Consider the following 21,237-nt stretch of genomic DNA (forward strand, 5'->3'; position numbering starts at 1 on the left):
CCGCCCGATTCACGCTGCAATGCGCGCCAGCAGGGGAAAGCCAATATAATCAAACTTTAAAAGCTTATCGCTGCAATTTATCTTCGCCCAAACCGCACAGCAGATTTTGCTGAGAACAGCAGAAAAACAATATTTCACCGCTTTTCTTTACCGGCTATCGACAATTTTTAATCAGTAATGCCCGTTACCATTACTGATATAACCAATACATCTGTTTTGTCTCAGGTGTGTTCCTTGTTATCAAGTATAAAAGAGTGTTCGACGTTGCCTTGCAGCCCTCTACTCTGCAATACAATAAAAATGGAAATTAATCATGCAAACGCCTGCTTTGACAGATCTGGACAGTAAATACCTCGTCCATCCCGTATCCAATTTTCGCGATCATCAGGAAAAAGGCGTGAAGATACTGACATCCGGTAATGGGGCCTGGCTTACGGCCGCCGATGGCAATACTTATCTGGATGCCTTTGCCGGACTGTGGTGTGTAAATATCGGCTATGGCCAGCAACGGGTAGTTGATGCGGCTATCACGCAGATGACTACTCTGCCCTATGCTACCGGCTACTTCGGTTTTGGCAGTGAGCCCGCCATTGTATTGGCAGAAAAGCTGGTATCGATGACACCGTCATCATTGCAGCACGTCTACTTCTCGCTGGGCGGTTCTGATGCGGTGGATGCGGCCATTCGCTACATCACCCATTATTTTAATGCCATTGGTAAACCCACTAAGAAACATATCATATCACTGCAGCGCGGCTACCACGGCTCATCGTCTACCGGCGCCGGGATAACCGGATTGCCAGCGTTTCACGCAAACTTTGACGTCCCTACGCCGCAGCAACATAAAATCAGTTGCCCTTATTTATACCGCAGCGAATTCGCTACCGGCGAAGAGCTTATTGCCGCATCGGTTAAAGAACTGGAAGACAAGGTTGCTGAGATTGGCGCCGATAATGTGGCGGCATTCTTCTGCGAACCGGTTGTTGGTTCCGGTGGCGTTATCGTGCCTCCGAAGGGCTGGTTGAAAGCCATCGCCGATACCTGTAAACGGTTAGGTATTCTGTTTCTGGTGGATGAGGTAATTACCGGCTTTGGCCGTACCGGCAAAATGTTCGCCTGCGAACATGAAGGTGTTGAGCCTGATTTAATGACCATTGCCAAAGGCCTGACTTCCGGCTATGCCCCTATGGGTGCCGTGCTGATGTCAGACGAAATATTTAACGGCATTGCAGATGGCCCTAACAAAGCGGCTGTGGTGGGTCATGGACAAACCTATTCGGCCCACCCGGTGAGTGCCGCCGTAGCTCTCGAAGTGATTAAAATTTACGAAGAAAGCATGCTGGCTCATGCACAGACAGTAGCGCCTTACTTTGAAGCCAGGTTGCAGGCCTGCTTGGCTCACCCGTTGGTTGGCGACGCGCGCAGCATTGGCTTGTTAGGCGCCATTGAGCTGGTTGCCGATAAGGCCACTAAACGCCAGTTTGACCCGGCACTGAAACTGAATGAAACCATTGCGGATATCGCCTGGAAACACAAACTTATTTTCCGTGCGTTTGGCGACAATATCCTCGGCTTTGCGCCGGCACTGTGCTTCACCGAATCAGACTTCGACGCGTTGTTTGAACGCTTACAACTCACCCTTGATGAAGTACTGGAACTCGACATTGTAAAACAGGAGATGAAAGGCTAATGACCACTTATAACATCGCCGTGATTACCGGAGACGGCATTGGTAAAGAAGTCATGCCGGAAGGTCTGAAGGTTGTTCAGGCCGCGGCTGAAAAGTTTGGTTTAAGCCTCAACTTCCATCATTTTGACTGGGGCGGTTGCGACTACTACCTCGAGCATAACCGCATGATGCCGGAAAACTGGAAAGACATTGTGGGCGATATGGACGCCATTTACTTTGGTGCCGTTGGCTGGCCGGATACCGTGCCAGACCATATCTCGTTGTGGGGGTCTATTCTGACCTTTCGTCGCGAGTTTGATCAGTACATCAACATGCGCCCGGTCCGCACGTTTGAAGGGGTTAAATGCGCCCTTTCAACGCCAAAGGCAAACGAGATCGACTTTATCGTGGTACGGGAAAACACCGAAGGTGAATATTCTTCCATTGGCGGCATTATGTATGAAGGCACCGATCGCGAAGTGGTATTGCAACAATCAGTATTCAGCCGTCACGGTACCGACCGGGTATTAAAATACGCCTTCGAAACCGCCATGCGCCGTGAAGCGAAAGATTTAACAGTGGCCACAAAAAGCAACGGCATGGCTATCAGCATGCCATGGTGGGATTCCCGTGCCGAGGCAGTAGCACAGGATTATCCTGAAATCAGCTGGACCAAGCAGCACATCGATATCCTCTCAGCCCGGTTTGTAATGAACCCTGAGCGCTTTGATGTGGTAGTGGCATCCAACCTGTTTGGCGATATTTTGTCGGACTTAGGGCCTGCGTGTACCGGCACTATCGGTCTGGCGCCTTCTGCCAACCTCAACCCGGAGCGTAAATTTCCTTCTTTATTTGAACCCGTCCATGGCTCTGCGCCGGATATCTATGGCAAAAATATCGCTAACCCTATCGGCATGATTTGGTCCGGCGCCTTAATGCTTAGCTTCCTGACCCAGGATAGTGGCGCCGGTGCAAGTGCGCACGATGCTATCGTTACCGCCATCGAGAAGACCCTGAAAGGCGCTACGCTAACCCCGGACTTAGGCGGTGAGGCAAGCACTCAGACCATGGGCGACGCAATCCTGGCGAATCTGTAATGAGTAAAACTAAACAATTCGATCTGGCTTCGCTACTTAGCGAGCCGCTACTACTGAACACCAAAAATTACATTAATGGCAAGTGGCAGAAAGCTGTTTCGCAGCAAACCTACGAAGTCATTAACCCGGCATCGGGTGCCAGTATTGCCGGTGTTGCTAACAGTGATGCCATAGACGCTGCCAATGCGGCTCGTTCAGCAAAGAAGGCCTTTGCCAGTTGGCAGCTCTCTACCCATCGTGAGCGAGCCAACTTACTGGAAAAATGGCATCAGCTGATAATTGAGCATACGGATGATCTCGCTCGCATTATGACTTCTGAACAGGGTAAGCCCCTTGCTGAAGCTAAAGCCGAAGTAGGCTACGGTGCGTCCTATGTAAAATGGTTTGCCCAGCTCGCCATGCAACTGCGTGGCGACATCCTACCCATTAGCGTGCCTGGTCGCCTGCAAACGGTAGAAAAGCGGCCGGTTGGTGTGGTTGCCGTTATCACGCCGTGGAATTTCCCTTTTGCCATGCTGGCACGCAAGATTGCACCAGCCCTGGCAGCCGGCTGCACAGTGGTAGTTAAACCCGCCGAAGATACGCCCTTAACCGCGCTGGCTATGGCAAAACTGGCTGAAATGGCCGGTTTTCCTGACGGCGTGATCAACGTGGTTGCCGCTTCAAGAGAGCAAACTGCTATTGCGGTGGATGCCTGGCTCAAGGATGTACATGTTAAAAAGCTAAGCTTTACCGGCTCCACTCAGGTTGGGCGGTATCTGGCAGAACGCGCTGCCAGCTCGCTGAAAAAGCTGTCGCTGGAGCTTGGCGGTAATGCGCCCTTTATCGTCTTTGAAGACAGCGATATCGACGCAGCCATTACCGGCCTGATGGCTGCAAAACTGCGTAACGGCGGTCAAACCTGTGTTTGTCCTAATCGTATTTACGTAGCTAATGCTATCTACGACGAATTTGCCAGTCGCCTGGTGGATAAGGTGGCGGCGCTGAAAGTGGCAGACCCATTCGATGATGACACCCAGATTGGCCCAATGATTAATCAAAAAGCCATCGATAAAATCAGTGGTCATGTAAAAGATGCCGAAGCCCAGGGCGGGATTATTCTGTGCGGCAGCACTGAGCCCCGGGAAGGGTTATTCTTTGAACCCGTAGTCATTGCTGAGGCACATAACAAGATGGCGCTGTTCAGTGAAGAAACCTTCGGGCCCGTATTAGCGCTGTTTCGCTTTAGCAGCGAAGAAGAAGCTATTGAAGAAGCCAACAATACCGAGTATGGCCTGGCAGCCTATTTTTATACCCAGGACCATCGCCGTATCCATCGCGTTAAGGCACAGCTTCAGGCTGGCGTCATTGGTGTAAATGAAGGCGCAGTGGCCAGTGAAGTAGCGCCGTTTGGCGGGGTTAAAGCCTCAGGCTATGGCCGTGAGGGCTCACATTACGGACTGGATGACTTTCTGCAAATCACTTACGTGTGCGAAGGCAACCTCTATTAAGTTGCCTTCGCTGCTATTTCACAAAACAGCCATACAAAACACATACACAAAAACGGCCAGTCACTACTGGCCGTTTCTTTATCAGAAAAGGTTAGTGGGCGATGCCAAAACTACTGGTTAATATAGCGGTTATCACAATCACCAGAGTGCCGATAAACGCCTCGCCAACGATAGACTTTTTAACTTTGCAACGGTCCTCGCTGACCGTCAGGTTAGCCACCAGGTACCACTTATGATACGCCGCAAAACCTAACATCACTGCGACCAGTACTAATTTGCAGCCCATCACTAGCAAATAGTCAGTATTAGCCTCTGAGCGAACGTTTAGCAGCAGTAACGCAAACAAAGCCGCACCGCTGACTAACAATAACCCGACCCACAGGGCAGCCTGATTACCATAAGCGTGAAGCTGCCTCCGCAGCAACTCAACATCCTCGAGCCGGCACAGGCGAATAAGCGGATATAAACTGCCAAGCCACCATGCAGCCATTAACACATGTAGTGCCACCAGCAATTTGGCAAGCCAGTTTGCTTCGGCCGTGTGTCCGCTGAAGGTAAATGATGCCGCAAACAATGCACTGGTCAATAGCCAACTACCAACCCACGCGAATGATGTATTGGAGCCGGTATAAGTCTTACTTCCCCAAGCCGTACATAACATAGCCATAAAAATAGCCAGCAGTCGGAACTGTGTTTGAATACCGATGCTGGATTGCCAGCTTATTTGCAGCATCAGGCTATCAGTCATACCGCTGAACCCATCGTCCAGCAACATACCAGCTGAGAGCGGCACTACCGCTGAAGCTCCCAATAGACTGATGAATAAACTCACCCACTGCGCACGCAGAACAGGCTTATGCCAGTCAGTGTGCACGGTAAGATCATTGCTACGGCCATAGCGCAAAAACAGGCGCATGGCATTCATGCCGATAAAACTGACAACACCAAGGTAGTAAGCTACCTTGGCGATGGAGAGTAACGAGAGCCAGCCCATCAGACTGGCCCGAAGGACAAGTTAATGCCCGGCATGATGATTGTGACCGGCTTCTACCGTAAAGGTAAAGAAGTCTTCCATTTTATGGCCGTCATTACCCATCACGGTCCACTCAACGTCATAATCACCCGCAGGTAATTCAGGTAGCTTCCAGCTCATCGTCTTCGCCGCTTTAACCACCGGCTTAAAACCAAATTTAACCGGTTTTCCGTTATCATCAGACAATTTTAACTTAATGAACTTCACGTCACCTGAAAACGTTAGCGTGAGCATCTCAGGCGAGGCTGAAACCGTGCTCTCCTGAGCGGGTACAGTGCTGGCTAAATGCACGTGCGCACTCACGCTCGCACTCAGCAATGCAGTCGCCATTAATGCTGATTTAACCCAGTTTGAAAATGTTGTCATAAGTTTTGTTCCAGTTAGAAGTATTTAACCAGCGGATTTTTGCTGTTGTGTTTAAATTTAGAAAAGGCTTTCGTTGGCCAATACAGGGCAACGGCCAGAATCACGGCGACCAACCAGATTTGCCATACATAATCAAAGGCAAATAAGTCGCCGTAGTTAGGACCTACCGCCGCCAGAACTATGCGGTAGCTGACCAGCAACACAAATAAATGCACGATGTAATAGAACATCGGCGCCGAACCAAAAGTTTCTATCGCTTTGGTAAAGCGGTTGTTCACATTTTCCAGGCCAGCCAGTACCAGGAATGCCGCGCCCAGGGTAAAGAGTACATAGTCCAGTGATGGCGGGTACTTAGTATAGTTTATAAAGGACATTACCGTATGAATGGCATCCTGCTGTACTTCCCAGGGAAGCACTTCACCATAAATATTAAAACCACGTAATATCAATAACAAGGCCCAGAAACCAAGGCCCAGCTTGACCAACGTCGACTGACGCTTAGCCCCTTCAACGGCACGGGAGTAAAGCGGTCCCATGCAGTAGCCAAGCAAGATCACACCAATCCATGGTAGCACCGGATACGACGCTTTAATACGGAAGCTTTCTGATTCAAAAATAATCCCGCGATCATGCAAAATAGCCCAGATAGTGTAACCAGCTTCATCAGGGTTAAAGCTGATTGGGCTTAGTAAGTTATGCGCACAAACAATCAATAACCCCAGTGCCAGAATGGCTTTATAGGGCAGTTTACACAGCGCTGATAAGGCAATCATGCTGATACCAATTGCCCACATCACCTGTAACCATAAGGTGTCGTAGTTACCCATCCACAGCCAGTTAATGATGGCGATCTCTACAAAGACGATAAACAACCCGCGTTTAAATAAAAACGGCGTTGCCGATCGTGGCGCTTTATTGTGCGGATGAGAATATAGCCAGGCAGAAAGACCAGTGAGAAACACAAACACAGGCGCACAAAAATGTGCAGTGGTGCGGGTAAAAAATAATTCCGGACTGGTAGTATCCAGATCCATCGGGTCACTTACATTCTGATGAAAGAAGAATCGTTCCCGAACGTGATCCACCAACATAAACAGCATCACTAATCCACGCAGGATATCGATGGATGCGACCCTTTTCTTAATCACCTCTGTGGGTGTTTGTGCTACTTCACTCATTTTTCCACCTTGCTTCAAGCAGTTGGGCTGGTGTCGTCCAGCCCGATATTATTGTTTTATATTAAGGTTTTATTCTGGCGCGTGAGGCAAAACAAATGACAACGTCGCCAGTAACTCATACTTATCAATAATTTTAGGACGGTCAGTGGGTGCATCAAATGTTGCAACCACAACGTTCAGCCCCTGGTTACGGATAGGTAAAGTGATTTTTCCGTTTTTGTCCGATACCACAGGCTCTGCGTCCGGATCGTTCACGAAATCGTTTTTAACCAGTGCTCCTGCTACTGGCTTGCCTTTATGCAGAACCTGATAAGTTTGCATTTCGCCCAGCATCAGCGGGAAGCTGTCGCCAACCGGCACAATTTGCAGTACCTGATCGTCGAGCGCTGGCACTTTACGCAGCGGTCCACGTAAATGCACGGCATACTTGATGGTTTCTTCACTTAAAATGGCATCAGGCAGTTCATCACGGCCTTTACCAATCCAGTGACCTTCACCGGTGTTAGACCAGATACCGTTATTTAACACCGCTGACACAGCAACCGGGTAGTCGTCGCTGGTGACCAGCAGTAACGGGCCACTTGGGGTTAATTCTACATCCACACTATCCCAGTCTTCATCAAAACCATTTACCGCACCAAACTTTGGTAAACGGGCAACAGTATCAAGATCGTCTGCGCCGACACCATACACAACGGCCAGTTGCTTGGCACGCTCAGCGAAGTAAATACCGTGGGCGGTAGCTTGTGCACTGATCAGTGCAGTAAGCGCGAGTACACCTAATTTCTTCAACATTGTTGTTTCCTCAAGTTAGTTTTTTGTTTTAAGCGAATGATAAAAACCGGCTACGGTTACTGTGACAGTAACCGGTTGTTCCGACATGTTTTGCCAGTACCAGCCGTGCGTGCCCTTAAATGGCGCTTTGAAGATGCCGTTATCACCGGCGATTGCTTTTGCTTTTTTATAACTTTCAAATTCATCGCTATTGAGCTTTTCACCATGCATATCCATATACAGTGGCGCACCATCGGTTTGCCAGGTAAAGCTCACTCCGTTTCCTTCGTCCATTAACGCTTTGACTTCAATACCTTCATATTCCGGGATCTCAATAGTCAGCGTTTTGGTTGCATACTCGCCCTCGCTGTTAGCCAGAATAAAATCGGCACCAGAGCTAATTTGCATTTCTTCACCTGCCACAGCAGTTTTCATACTGGTTAACCCAAGCAGGCTGCCAATGCCGGTAAAGTCTTTATTATATTCAGCAGGCAATACCACAGTTACCGATAAAACCACTGCCAGTAATGAGGCGATGCCCAGCCCTTTAATTACTTGTTGATTCGATACATCGACGTGTTGTTGGGTAGTCATACTGTGCCCCACATATATCCGGAAAGTTGAAAGATAGTCAGCGTTACGCCCGCCGTTACCAATGCCATATTTGAAGCAAAGGCATAACGGGTAAAGTGTTGGCTTTTACGAAGCAGAATAATCAGCATTAACATGCCAAACAGCGCAATCATCTGCCCCATTTCTACACCCACATTAAATGAGATGATGTTGCCCACCAGACCATCTTCGGATAGCGTAAAATCCTGTAATTTCGTTGCCAGACCAAAGCCATGAAACAAGCCAAAGACTAACACCGCCCCTTTGGTGTTGATGTCAAACCCAAAGAAACGCGGAAAAAAGCCGATGTTATCCAGTGCCTTGTACGCCACAGATAAGCCAATGATGGCGTCGATAATGTACGCATTGATATGAATACCGGACAACACACCAAACAACAGGGTAATACTGTGACCTAAGGCAAATAAGGTAACGTAAATCCCCACATCTTTGAGTCGGTACAGGAAGAAGATCACCCCAAACAGGAACAATAAATGGTCATAACCGGTGACCATGTGCTTCGCCCCTAAATAGATGTAAGGGATAATCTGTAACCCTGTGCTCGACTCCAGAAATGCGCGGTCGCCATCAGCTACGCCATGCGCAGCGGCAAACGGCACTACCAGCAGGAGTGCAAACGTTAACAGAGCTTGATTAATCCAACGCATAAGTCTGACCTACAGCTTATACTTGGCAACAATTTTAGATATGCCGTCTTCAAGGGTCAGCATTGCCAGTACCTTATCACCGGGATTAAAGGTTAAGTCGCCTACGTACTTATTGCCTTCGGCTGCGGGGACTTCGACCAATTCTTTACGGTTCTCGCCTTTAATTTTAACCTTTAAATCTAATGCAGAGGCATCCAGGGGTTCACCATCATAAAATACCCAGATGCTGACCTTGCCTGCTTCTTGTTTCATTTCGAAGGTGTATTCACCGACCACTTTTACTTCGCCGCCAAACTGAGGGTGGTCATTTCCATGAGCTAACACCTGCGGTGCCATCAATGGTGTGGTTAGTAATGAAGCTAGCAATAATAAATAATGTGGTTTACGCATAGGATTCTCCTGTTACAAAAATAATACTTAAAGGTGGTGAGCAGAAACGACTCTTTGCGCTTGAATAACTGACACAAAGCACCGAATTTTTTCTCCTAAAAAACATTAAACGCTGCGTTAATATTTACTTTGGGATCGCTCAAAAATCATAAAACCTATCGCCGGTCGGTTTTTAAAGCGCTCCAATCGGCCATGCGCTTTAACACTAATTAACGTTCTAAAATGAGTTCGATATAATGATGCAGGCTGTCCATGGACAGCAGATTAGCAGTAAGCACTGCCAGTGCGACCAGACCAATTGTGGCCGGAATAGTCATATTGAATGTTGCAGGTTCAATCAGAAAGCGAACCCTCTGGGACACAAAGTCCTGACCAAAGGATACTGCCAGGGGCATTTGCCACTGGCGCTCTGATTTACCAAAAGCGACCAGCGCGGAAGCCACATTCAGCGCACCGGTTTCACGTCCTGCCCGACTATCAGCTTGTAATTCAGATGCAAGATCAAAGGCATTACGCAGTGTCCGGCGTAGCGAGGTCGGATAATAAGCACTGGCCAGACTAAACAGCCATTTTTGTAGTGGGTCACGCTGGCGCTGATGCGCTGCCTCATGAGCAAGAATACATTGCAGCTGAGCATCATCGAAACGCTCTAACAGGCCCTGAGATAAATACACCTGCGGCCTTAACATACCAGCAGTAAAAGCCAGCGGCATGGCAGTTTGTAAACAAACAAACTCATAGCCACTGTGGCGCTTAACGCTGCCGTCGGCCATCATTAAGGCGCTTTGCAAACTCGCCCGGTGCGCCCGCACCAGCCAAACATGACGCGCCAGGATCCATACTGTTGCCACTGACCAAACGCCTAGCAACCCGCCATGCCAGGTCAGCCATTCAAATTCGAACAGGTGATGCCAGTGAATGAATATTTCGAGCGGTGCCCACATCACGTCGGTGAAGGCATTTAAAATGAAAGCAATACTGCAAAACAGGCCAATAATGATCGGCAGCATTACCCAAGCTGTCAGCAGGGTTTTCTGCAGGGCTGCTGGCACATTGGGAATACGGCGAAGTACAGCGCGACTCACCGGCCATTGCAGCAGTAATGTGAACCATGCGCTCACCACTGCCAGGCTAAGCACATTCAGGAAGATTGCTGTAGTAAACATTTCAGCGCTCCTTATTCTGACGCAACCGTTCACGTTGCGCCTGAATCATTGATTCCAGAGCATCAAGCTCCTGCTCTTCAAATTGTCCTGAATATGATTGGAATGCATTAATAAATACATTTTCATCCATTGCGGTAAAGTCACGTGTTGCATTGTCGATAAGCGTCGCAATCAGACTTTCGCGCTCTACCCGCGGTGTATAAAAATACGCGTGTCCCTGTTTATGGCGGTCGAGTAGTTTCTTTTTATATAACCGCTCTAACGTTGTCTGGATGGTATTGAGGTTACCGCCTTTATTGCGGGTGAGTGCCGCAAATACCGTTTTGACATCGGCAGGCGACCGTTGCCATAAATAATTCAGTACTTGTTTCTCTAAGTCACCTAATACCATCAGACGTTTCCTTAGTGTCTAATCTTAGTCTTGCATAACCGCGCAACATTGAATTTCTTTTTTGCTATCTGTTTTAAGCATAAAATGCTGTAGGCAATCGAACCGCACCATTAACTACTGAGCGGCCCGGCCGCGCGTTTCGCTTGACCAATCATTCGCTCTGCGCCTGAGAGCCCGGGTTATCTGGCTTGTCACGGTGTAAAATACGATATAAACCAGGGATAACAAACAGCGTAAGCAGTGTTGAGGAGATTATGCCGCCAATTACAACTGTCGCTAACGGACGCTGAACTTCTGAACCAATACCGGTATTCAATGCCATGGGAATGAACCCCAGTGAAGCGACCAGGGCGGTGGTCAGTACCGGTCGCAAACGCGTCAGTGCACCTTCAAATATCGCTTGTTCCAGCGTATGCCCATTACGGCGCAATTCACGAATAAACGAGACCATTACCAAACCATTTAAAATGGCGATCCCTGACAGGGCAATAAAGCCAACGGCTGCCGATATCGAGAAAGGAATATCCCGCAGCATCAGGGCAGCAACCCCACCGGTTAAAGCCAGTGGTACACCGGTAAAAATGATCATGGCATCTTTTACCGAGCTCAAAGCCAGAATAAGTAAGCCGATAATCAACAACAGAGTTACCGGCACCACGACGCTTAAACGAGCAGAGGCCGATTGCAGTTTCTGATACGTACCGCCGTACTCCACCCAGTAACCCGCCGGCACATCAACTTTACTGTTGATAGCTTGCTGAATATCAGCAACAAAACTGCCCAGATCCCGTCCTCTTACGTTTGCGGTTACCACCATACGGCGTTTACCGTTTTCACGGTTAATCTGGTTGGCGCCGGAAACCAGCTCCAAATCCGCCAGTTCTTGTAATGGCATCACATGGCCATCGGGTAAATTCACTGGCAAATAAGCCAGCGCTTCAATATCAGCACGACGAGTCTCATCGAGTCTAACAACGATGTCAGAACGAATATCCCCTTGATAGAATTTTCCGGCGATCGTGCCCCCCATCGCCGTAGCCAGCTGATTTTGCAACTGTGCTTTACTGAGCCCAAACTGCACCAATTTCGCGGTTTTAGGCACAATATTGAGCATCGGCAGACCCGTCGTTTGTTCCACCTGTACATCGGCGATTCCTGCTACGCCAGCGATTGCGCTTTCAATCTCGCTTCCCATTCCGGTCAGCACATCGAAGTCATCACCAAAGACCTTAATGGCAAGTTCGGCACGTACGCCAGCTAACAACTCGTTGAAACGCATTTGGATAGGTTGCAGGAACTCGTAACGGTTGCCCGGAATCGGCGCAACAATGGCTGCCAGTTCATTGACAACCTGTTCTTTGGGCTTGTCAGGATCCGGCCACTGCTCACGAGGCTTTAAAATAATAAAGTTATCAGCAACGCTCGGCGGCACCGCATCAGTGGCAACATCGGCGGTGCCGATTTTGGCAAATACCCGCTCAACTTCCGGCATTTCGCTGATTTTTTCTTCAAGAATTTTTTGCAGGGCCACGGCCTGACTCAGTGACGTACCGGGGATCCTGAGCGCATGCATGGCAATGTCCCCCTCATCAAGATTCGGCGCAAATTCACTGCCCAGTTGGGTGGCCTGATAACCAAATACCATCACCAGCGCAGTAGCCATCGCGACGACCAGCCAGCGCGCTTTCAGCACGAACCGCAACGCAGGACGATAAAGATACTCTGCACCTTTAATAATCGGGCTGTGCTTTTCTTTTACCGGCTTGTTAAACAATAACGCGATTGTGGCCGGCACAAAGGTTACCGACAGCACCATGGCACTCAGCAGAGCAATCACCACGGTCATGGCCATCGGGTGGAACATCTTGCCTTCGACACCTTCCAGCGCAAAAATAGGTAAGTACACAGCCGTTATAATAAATACGCCGAATAACGCCGGGCGAATGACTTCTCGGGTGGCATCAAATACCACTGCCATACGCTCTTTTACCGGTAAGATCTGATTGCCCTGCTGACTCAGGCGACGCAAACAGTTTTCCACGATAATAATGGCGCCATCTACCAACAAACCAAAGTCCAGCGCCCCTAAGCTCATCAGATTAGCACTCACCCGAGTTTGCACCATCCCGGTAATGGTCATCAGCATGGCAAACGGAATAACCAATGCCGTTAAAAACGCTGCGCGGAAATTTCCCAACAACAAAAACAGCACCACAACAACCAGTAACGCGCCTTCGGCCAGGTTGGTTTCAACCGTTTGCAGGGTCTTGTCAACCAGCTTAGTACGGTCATACACCGCTGTTGCGACAATTCCTTCAGGTAAAGAACGGTTTATCTCTTTCAGTTTTTGCGCCACGGCGTGGGCGACAGTGCGGCTGTTTTCACCTATCAGCATAAATACCGTACTCATGACCACTTCACGGCCATTTTGGGTTGCCGCGCCGGTACGCAGACCCTTGCCGTTTTGAATTTCAGCCACATCCTTAATGTACACCGCCGAACCATTCACCTCGGTAAGCGGGATCTTGCCCAGTTCGTCAATACTGTCGGCTTGTCCCGGCACCCGCAGTAACCACTGTGCGCCGTTTTGTTCGATAAACCCGGCGCCACGGTTTTGGTTGTTTGCCGCAATGGCATCCACCACATCCGCCTGTGTTAATTGATAAGCAAGCAGCTTTGCGGGTTTAAACGCAATCAGCACTTCACGTTCGTAGCCGCCGATCGGATTAACCTCGACCACACCCGGCACGCGCATCAGTTGCGGGCGAATCGTCCAGTCATGTACCGTGCGCAGATCCATTGGCGATACCGGCGTGCCATCAGCGTTAGTCGCCCCCGGCTCGGCATCTACCGTAAACATAAAGATCTCGCCCAGCCCGGTTGCAATTGGCCCCAGCTCAGGCTCAAGCCCAACAGGTAACTCCGAGCGCGCCGCAGACAAGCGCTCATTAACCAGCTGCCTGGCAAAATACACGTCAGTGTCATCACTAAAAATCGCCACCACCTGCGACAGGCCATAGCGGGAAACCGAACGTGTATAGGTCAGGCCGGGCAATCCGGCCAGTGCGGTTTCCAACGGAAAGGTCACGCGCTGTTCGACTTCCAGCGGGGTATAACCAGCCGCTTCGGTATTGATCATCACCTGCACGTTAGTGATATCCGGTACGGCATCAATGGGTAATCTGGTAAAATTCCATACGCCAAGTCCAGCCACCATTAACACCAGCGCCAACACCAGGAGTTTGCGTTTTATCGAAAAGCGTAATATCGGTTCCAGCATGCTTCAGCTCCTAGTGGTCGTGAGAAGCGCCGGACTTTTCAATGTCGGCTTTAAGAATAAAACTGTTTTCAGTGACATATTCAGTACCCGGTTCAAGTCCGCCAAGTACCTCGATCCACTCCCCACCTTCGCGGCCAAGTTCAAGCATACGGACTTCGTACTGCTCACCCACTTTGGCATACACGACAGTGAAATCACGAAATCCCTGTAATCCAACTTTTTTAACCGCCAGCGGCACATCAATATTGGCGACATTGATACGGGCTTTCACAAAACTACCGGTGGTTAAACGGCGATCCGGATCGGCCACTTCAACCCACACAATACGCGCTTGATCATCACGAACATTGGGTTCAATAAACGATACTTTGCTCATTACCGGTTGCTCTGCACCTTCTATCTCCAGGGTAACATCACTGCCGATACTGACTTTGTGATAATCCGCGGGATACACCGCCAGGCGAGCAATGTACTTATCGGTTCTGGTAAGCGTTAAGAGCGTGCGCCCCTGGGTTTGTTCACCGGTATTGGCTTGCTGGGCAGTAACCACGCCACTGACGGGCGCGTTAATTGTGTAGGGTTTTAAACTCTCGTTACTTTCTACCGTAAACAGCGTCTGACCTTTGTTCACCTTGTCACCAAATGCCACATGGCGACGCTGTATTTCACCGTCAAAGCGAGCGCTTATGTTTGTTACGGTGCCAGGCGGCAGCGACAATGAGCCATACGCCGGAATCGACTGATGCAATGTTGCTGCGCCGGCAAATTCTGTGTCGATTTCCATTGCATCCGCCACTGCTTGTTCAATGGTGGTTCGGCCTTCGTAATTTTCATATTCCCAGCGATAGGACTTGCCGTTATGGCGTGCAGTAACCGTTACATAAAATGAATGGGGTTCATAAATCACCATGTCACCACGCAAAAAGTCGCCCTGAGCACGAAAATTAATATCATCCACTACATCACCCAAACGGGTGAGTTTAACGTTGAGATCGACCTGCTGAGGATTGACCGGCGTACCATTACTGGTCGCCCAAACCCGAAACTCTGGCGGTACACCGGTTTCAAAAATGGCCAGTTCTATGGCAAACCCCTCTTCGCGCAGCATTCTGCCGCGATGTGGTCCTTTTTCAGGCTCTTCCTGGGCAGCTTCTGCCGGAGCAGATGAAGCAACAGCGCTCGATATTGGGAGTCCCCAGCACAGCATTAGTGCGAGGCTTAACGATGATAATAAATTATTGTTCTTCATAGTTGGTCTCATTGGGAAAGCGAAGTGCCGGTGAGGCGCTGAATTTCGATATGCTGTAAGTGCAGGCTCTGATAAGCATCCAGTAACTGTGACTGCGCACTGAGTAATTCATGGCGTACATCACTCCACTGGTTGTAACTTAACTGACCTAGCTCAAACGCTTTTCTGGCTTCCGAAAGCGCTGATTCGAGAGTGGGGACGATGCGGGTATCAACCGTTTCAATGACATGCATTGAGTGCTTCATTTCCTGAAGCAACACATACAGTTGGGCATCAAGCTGTTGCATTAAGGAGGCCTGTTGACTGTTAAGCACTTCCTGCTGCGCTTGTAAGGCGGCGATAGTACCAGCGTTGTAATCGGCGTTGCCCCAGGGAATGGTGATGCCAGCAACAAAGCCAAAATCGTCAGTGGTTTCGTATCGTCTGAGACCGGCTGATAATTGCCATTGGGGACGGGCTTCGATACGGGCTCGTTCAATTTGTGATTGCGCGATACGCTGAGCCGTAGCAAAACGTTGTACACTGGGGTTACGCTTTAATGCATCTACATAGGGCTGGGCAGCAGGTATAACTGGTAAATCGAGCAAATCACCTGATAACCGGAGGTGGGTGTCTGGTTGTCCCCACAGTGCACTTAGCTGATACTTTGACGCCTGTATATCATGCGTTAAGTCTTCTACCGCCAGTTCACGTCTGACAAGCTCTGCCTCTCCCAGTTTACGTTCGATTTCCGAGCCTTTCCCCGCGGCGATCCGCTCGTTAATAGCACTTAACACGTCTTTGGCCTGTTCTACTGCGAGCTTATTAAGGGTCAGGCGTTCAGTTTTAATCAGTACTTCAATAAATTGGCGGGCCGCTAACGCGGCCAAATCCAGCGCTCTGATCTGTTTGTCGAGCAGTAACTGATCAGCTTCGCTTTCGATAGCTTTCACCCGACTGTCAATTTGTGCCTGTTCCAGTAGCCAGGAGAAAGTCAGCGTTGTTTGCATACTTTTCAGCCCGCTGTAATCGCCGCTTCCCATGGCGTCTTCCATCATCAGGCCAATTTGCGGTCGTTGTGCGGTAGCTGCTTGTCTGATGCGCCCCTGCAACACATCCTGTTGCTTCACCAGTGCTTTTAAGTCAGCATGATTATTCATAGTGAGTGTTAACACATCACTCATTGATAATAATGGTGACGGTACGGTTTCTGCTGCAAACACAGACAGACTAACCAGGCATCCCATCAATCCGGCAAAAAACCGACCAGCAATCGGTTTTTTACATACTTTTCGCTGTGGCACTTTTTTCATTACTTACCTTATTCTTTAACAGCTAAATTCGACTGAACCTGAGGTCATGCTTAACAGGTTATTTTTTATGATTACGTAACGAGCGCTGTTGCTCAATGAGCTGCTCGAGCGCATCTAGCTCGTTGTCATCCAAACTCGCCGACACTGATCCAAACGCAGCGATAAGGCTATTTTCACCTTCTTCAATAAAGTCACTGGTAACATTACTGATCAACTTATTTATCAGCCCTTCACGGTCGACTTTGGGTTGGTAAAGGTAAGCATGCCCGTGCTTTCGCCTACTTAAAACACCCTTTTTGAATAACCTCTCTAACGCACTTTGTACTGTATTAAGCGAACTTTGACGTGTCTGACTTACCACGCGATGCACCTGTTTAACATCTGCCTCCGATGTTTGCCAAAGATACTTAAGAACTAGTTTTTCTAAATCACCGAATTGCATTTTATTGCCTCTGAACACTTTTAACACATGCTCGCAAAATGAAAACCGACAGGCAATCGGTTTTTAACATAAACAAATGAACGAATGGGTAATAGTGTAAGGCATTATGCTGGCAGAACTGGTTGTAAGTGGCCTGCCAAACAGAATAAAACTTTAAAAATTTGTCATTAAGCGTATTTACTGTGGTATAGCAGGCCGAAAAGCGCTGTACTTCCTTATGGTTAGCCAACCTTATTAAGGCGGATAAAGGTTGCGCGGGTATAATGACCTAAAACCAGTTATTATCTGTGCGGTAGTTAAATCGTGGTGAGATACGTTGCATGTCAAAACTCATAAAAATAACCTGCCTGTTGCTGATAGCCTGCGCCATTGGCTGCACCCCGGCCATCGTCGAGCAGGAAAGTGTGACCTCTCCCTACGATAATCCGCCTACTGATCCGGACAATACCTTCAGCCAGACTATTCAGCCCATCCTCGACAAGCGTTGTGTGGTGTGCCACGCCTGCTACGATGCGCCCTGTCAGTTGAAACTCGGCAGCTACGAAGGCATCACCCGCGGTGCCAATAAAGCACCGGTCTATCATGGCGATCGTCTGCTGGCCGACAGCCCAAGCCGCTTATTTATCGATGCGCAAAGCCCGGGAGAATGGCGTGGCAAAGACTTTTATCCTGTACTCGACGAAATCAGCGAGTTTAATAACCAGCTCAATAATAGCGTGCTGGCCTCCATGCTGGCGCTAAAGCAGTCTCATCCCACTAACACTAACGAACCCCTTGGCGACAATTTTGAGTTTGATATTAACCGTGAGATGCAGTGCCCGACGGTTGATGAATTCCCCGCATATCAGAAGGATCATCCGCAGTGGGGTATGCCTTATGGTTTACCGGCCATTGCTCAGAAGGAACATGAACAAATCATGGCCTGGCTACAGGCAGGCGCACCCGCGTCGGAACCTGCTCCGGTGCCGGCTTCAGATCAGCAAGGAATAGCCAGGTGGGAAGCTTTTCTCAATCAGGATTCTTACAAACATCAGCTGGTCAGTCGCTACCTTTATGAGCACTTGTTTATTGCGCACATCTATTTTGAGGATAAACAGGGCGACACCCGCTTTTACTCCTTACAACGAGCACTGACACCGCCGGGCGAGCCTTTTAAGCCGCTGGCAACGAGGCGCCCTTTCAGCTCACCTTTCTCCGAGCAGGACAGCAATACTAATCAGCGGGTTTACTACCGTTTTATGCCGGTTACAAACACCATCGTCAGCAAGTTACATATGCCCATTAAGCTCGACGAAGACCGCATGGAAAAATGGCAGGGCTGGTTTATTGAACCCGAATATGAGGTTTCAGAGTTACCCGGCTACGCGCCGGAAGTTGCTGCCAATCCGTTTGTGGCGTTTGCTCAAATCCCGGTTACGTCGCGCTACCGGTTTATGATTGACGAAGCTCAGTACACCATTATGCAATTTATTAAGGGGCCGGTTTGTCGTGGTCAAATTGCCCTTAACGTAATCAACGATCATTTCTGGGTGATGTTTTTAAATCCGTCCAGTGACATTCTGGAGCATCAGGATGCATTTTTACGCACCGCGCGTAATACCATCAGCATGCCCGCCGAAGAACAATCTAACGCCATGCCCACCAACTGGATAAAGTACGCCAGGCAGGAGCGTCAATATCTGGAAGCCCGCAGTCAGTATATTGCGCAGCACGCCCAGGACGAAGTGCCTCTCGATTTAGACATCATCTGGCAGGGCGACGGTGAAAATGAAAATGCTGGCCTGACGATTTTGCGCCATTACGATGCCGCCACCGTAGTAAAAGGCTTAGTGGGTGAGCGCCCACAAACAGCATGGATCATTACTTACCCGCTGTTTGAGCGCATTCACTACTTACTGGTGGCGGGCTATAATGTGTACGGCAATGTCGGCCACCAGCTTAACAGCCGTATCTACATGGACTTTTTGCGGATGGAAGGGGAGTTTAATTTTCTTTCGTTGTTGCCGGCGCAAACCCGCCAGACGGTGTGGGATAAATGGTATCGGGGCGTGGTCAGCCCGGTGGAGAAATATGTTGCCGATGGCCACCAGCTAAGTGGCGAAACGGCCATGACATTCAACACCGAAGAGCCTCTCAATGAATTATATCAGCGGGTAAAACACCACCTCGCCGATGTGCTGAGCCCGCGTCATGAGCTGTCTAACGGCTTCACCGACGATACCAGTTTAACCGCGCTGGAGCGTATTACGGCGACCAACGGCATTCCGGCCTCGTTGTTGCCACAGAGCAGTATCGTGCTGGTAGAAGATGAAAGCGGCGAGGTTAAGCATGTCTATACGTTGCTAAGCAATAACGCCTATACCAATATCTCGCATATTATTGCTGAGGATGCCAGACGCCTGCCGGAAGAAGATACACTAACCCTGGCTTATGGTTTTGCCACCTCACACCCCAATGCCATTTTTCACCTGAGCGAACAACAGTTGCCCGCCTTTAGTGAGCACATTGCCGGTTTGCAAAACGAGGCCGACCTGCAGCGACTATATGAAACATTCGGCGTACGACGCACTGCCACCGATTTCTGGCAGGTCAGCGATACCATTCATCAGTGGTACAGCAAAACCTATCCACTGGAGTTTGGTTACCTGGACTATAACCGGCTGACTAACTGGTAGGCCCGCCGGGTTGCCGGTTGCTATCAGCCGGCAAATACCACCAACTCGATCACGGCAAGGGCCGCCACGCCGGCCAGGGCACAATACATATTAGGGTCACGTACTTTTTCTTTTAGCCAGCCGTGCAGCTTTACTGAGGCTGTCTTTTGTATCATGGCAGACATATCTGCACTCCTTAGAACGTAAGCTAAAGCGATGCCTGAGTAACACCGTTAACATTAAATTAACAGCCTTTGGATTTTCTGCGTATTAGCCAAATGATTAATTTCTGCACCGACCCTGTTAAAACATTAACAAATTAAATAATTACAATGAGTTACTTAATTATTAAAAGTTTCGATAAGTCTTATCAACAACGCTGATAACCCGCTCATAACCACCATTACTGCAGATGATTTGCTTACCGATACACCTCCCCACATAATAAAAAACAGGGAGGCCTTATGAATCAACTACCACCAGAACCAGAAAAACCCCTTAACAGTGACTGCTGTGGCGGCGGTGCCTGTTGTCCTTGTGTATGGGATGTTTACTTTGAAAAACTCGCTGAATGGCGGGAAGCCAAGCGGGCGTTAGAAACCCAGGCCGCAGAGACAGAAGATGGTGCTGCGCAAAAACCTCGTTAACGTTGCAGCAAAGGAATAGCTCAAAACCTGTTCACTTTTCAATCATACAGCGCTACCCTGACGGCAGTCTTTGCAAAGGATGCCGACAATGAGCCAGCTTCAACCTGATTACTTTACCGCAGACAGTGAAGTGCAATCACTGGTCAATCAACTCAAGCAACTGCGCACCAAGCGCGTGTCCGATATCGTCGATGAAGCGGGTCACCAGTATATCGACCTGGTGATGGAAGGTGGCGGGGTGCTGGGTTTGTCATTGGTTGGCTATACCTACGGCCTGGAAGCTGCGGGTATACGTTTTCGGTCGGTGGCCGGCACCTCAGCAGGTGCCATTAATGCTTTACTGGTGCAGGCGCTCGGCACACCGTTTGACGCTAAAAGCGAAAAGATGATTGCTGCTGTGGCCAATATGCCCATGGCCAGTTTTCAGGATGGCAACAAACTGAGCCGTCTGGCAACAGAGGCCTGGCTGGCCGGCAAACACTGGTTGTGGAAGTATTCTGTTTCGCTGACTATCCTGCGCTCTTTGCTAAAGGCTATGTTCGGATTAACTGTTGTTGAATCGAAAAGAGCCTGTTTTCGTTAAGGTTTTCTGGATTATCCATAAACCTGAACCAACCCAGGTAGTGTTCCAAGTATTTTGTGGCTACTCCGTGAAACCGTTTTATCCACGCTTTCAGACGGCTGTGATAGGCGTTAACATTTTGAATGTGAAAGACTTTATCTATCACCTTAATTCCTCCTGCCACATCTAAGCGCTTGTGTATTAAATCATTTTTCTCAGAAAGAGCTATGTAGGGCTTATAGCCATCACTACACAACACACTGTCTTTCTCTAATTT

At 49.1% G+C, this 21,237-nt stretch carries 21 protein-coding genes; 6 read left to right on the forward strand and 15 right to left on the reverse strand.

Going from position 1 to position 21,237, the window contains the following annotated elements:
- Window positions 1-313: 313 nt before the first annotated feature.
- From C6Y40_RS05205 to C6Y40_RS05215, 3 genes are read left to right on the forward strand one after another with little or no spacing between them, the layout of a single operon-like run.
- A complete protein-coding gene (locus tag C6Y40_RS05205; RefSeq protein WP_105933664.1) occupies window positions 314-1,690 on the forward strand; it encodes an aminotransferase class III-fold pyridoxal phosphate-dependent enzyme in 1,377 nt (458 codons plus the stop codon).
- Complete coding sequence (locus tag C6Y40_RS05210) at window positions 1,690-2,766, forward strand: tartrate dehydrogenase (RefSeq protein ID WP_105933665.1); 1,077 nt, start codon at window positions 1,690-1,692, stop codon at window positions 2,764-2,766. Before C6Y40_RS05205 ends, C6Y40_RS05210 begins: the two co-directional genes overlap by 1 nt.
- Entirely contained in the window at window positions 2,766-4,256 is a 1,491-nt protein-coding gene (locus tag C6Y40_RS05215) for an NAD-dependent succinate-semialdehyde dehydrogenase (RefSeq protein ID WP_105933666.1), read from the forward strand. Before C6Y40_RS05210 ends, C6Y40_RS05215 begins: the two co-directional genes overlap by 1 nt.
- 91 nt (window positions 4,257-4,347) lie before the next feature.
- Here C6Y40_RS05215 and C6Y40_RS05220 read toward each other — a convergent pair whose 3' ends face one another.
- The 13 genes from C6Y40_RS05220 to C6Y40_RS05280 all read right to left on the reverse strand — a co-directional run bounded on the left by C6Y40_RS05220 (window position 4,348) and on the right by C6Y40_RS05280 (window position 17,097).
- On the reverse strand, window positions 4,348-5,250 hold the full coding sequence (locus C6Y40_RS05220; protein WP_105933667.1) for a copper resistance D family protein: 903 nt from the start codon (window positions 5,248-5,250) through the stop codon (window positions 4,348-4,350).
- 21 nt (window positions 5,251-5,271) lie between these two features.
- The gene (locus C6Y40_RS05225; RefSeq protein WP_105933668.1) at window positions 5,272-5,655 is read right to left on the reverse strand and encodes a copper resistance CopC family protein; all 384 of its coding nucleotides are present in this window, start codon (window positions 5,653-5,655) and stop codon (window positions 5,272-5,274) included.
- Between the two features lie 14 nt (window positions 5,656-5,669).
- Entirely contained in the window at window positions 5,670-6,833 is a 1,164-nt protein-coding gene (locus C6Y40_RS05230) for an acetyltransferase domain-containing protein (protein WP_105933669.1), read from the reverse strand.
- Window positions 6,834-6,902: 69 nt separating this feature from the next.
- Window positions 6,903-7,628: a DUF4198 domain-containing protein gene (locus C6Y40_RS05235; protein ID WP_105933670.1), complete on the reverse strand. Its 726-nt coding sequence runs from the start codon at window positions 7,626-7,628 to the stop codon at window positions 6,903-6,905.
- A 15-nt stretch (window positions 7,629-7,643) separates the two neighbouring features.
- The gene (locus tag C6Y40_RS05240; RefSeq protein ID WP_105933671.1) at window positions 7,644-8,201 is read right to left on the reverse strand and encodes a hypothetical protein; all 558 of its coding nucleotides are present in this window, start codon (window positions 8,199-8,201) and stop codon (window positions 7,644-7,646) included.
- Window positions 8,198-8,887, reverse strand: coding sequence for a HupE/UreJ family protein (locus C6Y40_RS05245; protein WP_105933672.1), 690 nt, complete (start codon window positions 8,885-8,887; stop codon window positions 8,198-8,200). The genes C6Y40_RS05240 and C6Y40_RS05245 overlap by 4 nt, the downstream gene beginning before the upstream one ends.
- Window positions 8,888-8,896: 9 nt before the next feature.
- Window positions 8,897-9,277 carry a hypothetical protein gene (locus tag C6Y40_RS05250; protein WP_105933673.1) on the reverse strand — a complete coding sequence of 127 codons (381 nt, stop codon included), beginning with the start codon at window positions 9,275-9,277 and terminating at the stop codon, window positions 8,897-8,899.
- A 209-nt stretch (window positions 9,278-9,486) separates the two neighbouring features.
- A complete protein-coding gene (locus C6Y40_RS05255) occupies window positions 9,487-10,443 on the reverse strand; it encodes a M56 family metallopeptidase (RefSeq protein WP_105933674.1) in 957 nt (318 codons plus the stop codon).
- Between the two features lies 1 nt (window position 10,444).
- Window positions 10,445-10,834, reverse strand: a complete 390-nt coding sequence (locus tag C6Y40_RS05260) for a BlaI/MecI/CopY family transcriptional regulator (protein WP_105933675.1) — start codon at window positions 10,832-10,834, stop codon at window positions 10,445-10,447.
- Between the two features lie 151 nt (window positions 10,835-10,985).
- The gene (locus C6Y40_RS05265) at window positions 10,986-14,114 is read right to left on the reverse strand and encodes an efflux RND transporter permease subunit (RefSeq protein WP_105933676.1); all 3,129 of its coding nucleotides are present in this window, start codon (window positions 14,112-14,114) and stop codon (window positions 10,986-10,988) included.
- A 10-nt stretch (window positions 14,115-14,124) separates the two neighbouring features.
- Complete coding sequence (locus C6Y40_RS05270) at window positions 14,125-15,363, reverse strand: efflux RND transporter periplasmic adaptor subunit (protein WP_105933677.1); 1,239 nt, start codon at window positions 15,361-15,363, stop codon at window positions 14,125-14,127.
- Window positions 15,364-15,371: 8 nt separating this feature from the next.
- Window positions 15,372-16,655, reverse strand: coding sequence for a TolC family protein (locus tag C6Y40_RS05275; protein ID WP_105933678.1), 1,284 nt, complete (start codon window positions 16,653-16,655; stop codon window positions 15,372-15,374).
- A 58-nt stretch (window positions 16,656-16,713) separates the two neighbouring features.
- Window positions 16,714-17,097, reverse strand: a complete 384-nt coding sequence (locus C6Y40_RS05280) for a BlaI/MecI/CopY family transcriptional regulator (RefSeq protein WP_105933679.1) — start codon at window positions 17,095-17,097, stop codon at window positions 16,714-16,716.
- 320 nt (window positions 17,098-17,417) lie between these two features.
- On the opposite strand from C6Y40_RS05280, the gene C6Y40_RS05290 reads away from it, so the two are divergent.
- Window positions 17,418-19,772 (forward strand): fatty acid cis/trans isomerase, encoded by a 2,355-nt coding sequence (locus C6Y40_RS05290; RefSeq protein ID WP_105933681.1) that lies wholly within the window; start codon window positions 17,418-17,420, stop codon window positions 19,770-19,772.
- 23 nt (window positions 19,773-19,795) lie between these two features.
- Here the strand turns inward: C6Y40_RS05290 and C6Y40_RS24695 are convergent, their stop codons facing one another.
- Window positions 19,796-19,936, reverse strand: coding sequence for a hypothetical protein (locus C6Y40_RS24695; RefSeq protein ID WP_164464672.1), 141 nt, complete (start codon window positions 19,934-19,936; stop codon window positions 19,796-19,798).
- A gap of 279 nt (window positions 19,937-20,215) precedes the next feature.
- Here C6Y40_RS24695 and C6Y40_RS05295 point away from each other — a divergent pair, with 279 nt between their 5' ends.
- Complete coding sequence (locus C6Y40_RS05295) at window positions 20,216-20,398, forward strand: oxidoreductase-like domain-containing protein (RefSeq protein ID WP_105933682.1); 183 nt, start codon at window positions 20,216-20,218, stop codon at window positions 20,396-20,398.
- An 88-nt stretch (window positions 20,399-20,486) separates the two neighbouring features.
- Window positions 20,487-20,981, forward strand: a complete 495-nt coding sequence (locus C6Y40_RS05300) for a patatin-like phospholipase family protein (RefSeq protein WP_105933683.1) — start codon at window positions 20,487-20,489, stop codon at window positions 20,979-20,981.
- Here the strand turns inward: C6Y40_RS05300 and C6Y40_RS05305 are convergent.
- On the reverse strand, window positions 20,932-21,237 hold a 306-nt coding region (locus C6Y40_RS05305), incomplete at its 5' end, for an IS1595 family transposase (protein ID WP_146129497.1). The genes C6Y40_RS05300 and C6Y40_RS05305 overlap by 50 nt on opposite strands.

Source organism: Marisediminitalea alba (genome assembly GCF_002993365.1).
Taxonomy (GTDB): Bacteria; Pseudomonadota; Gammaproteobacteria; order Enterobacterales; family Alteromonadaceae; genus Alteromonas; species Alteromonas alba.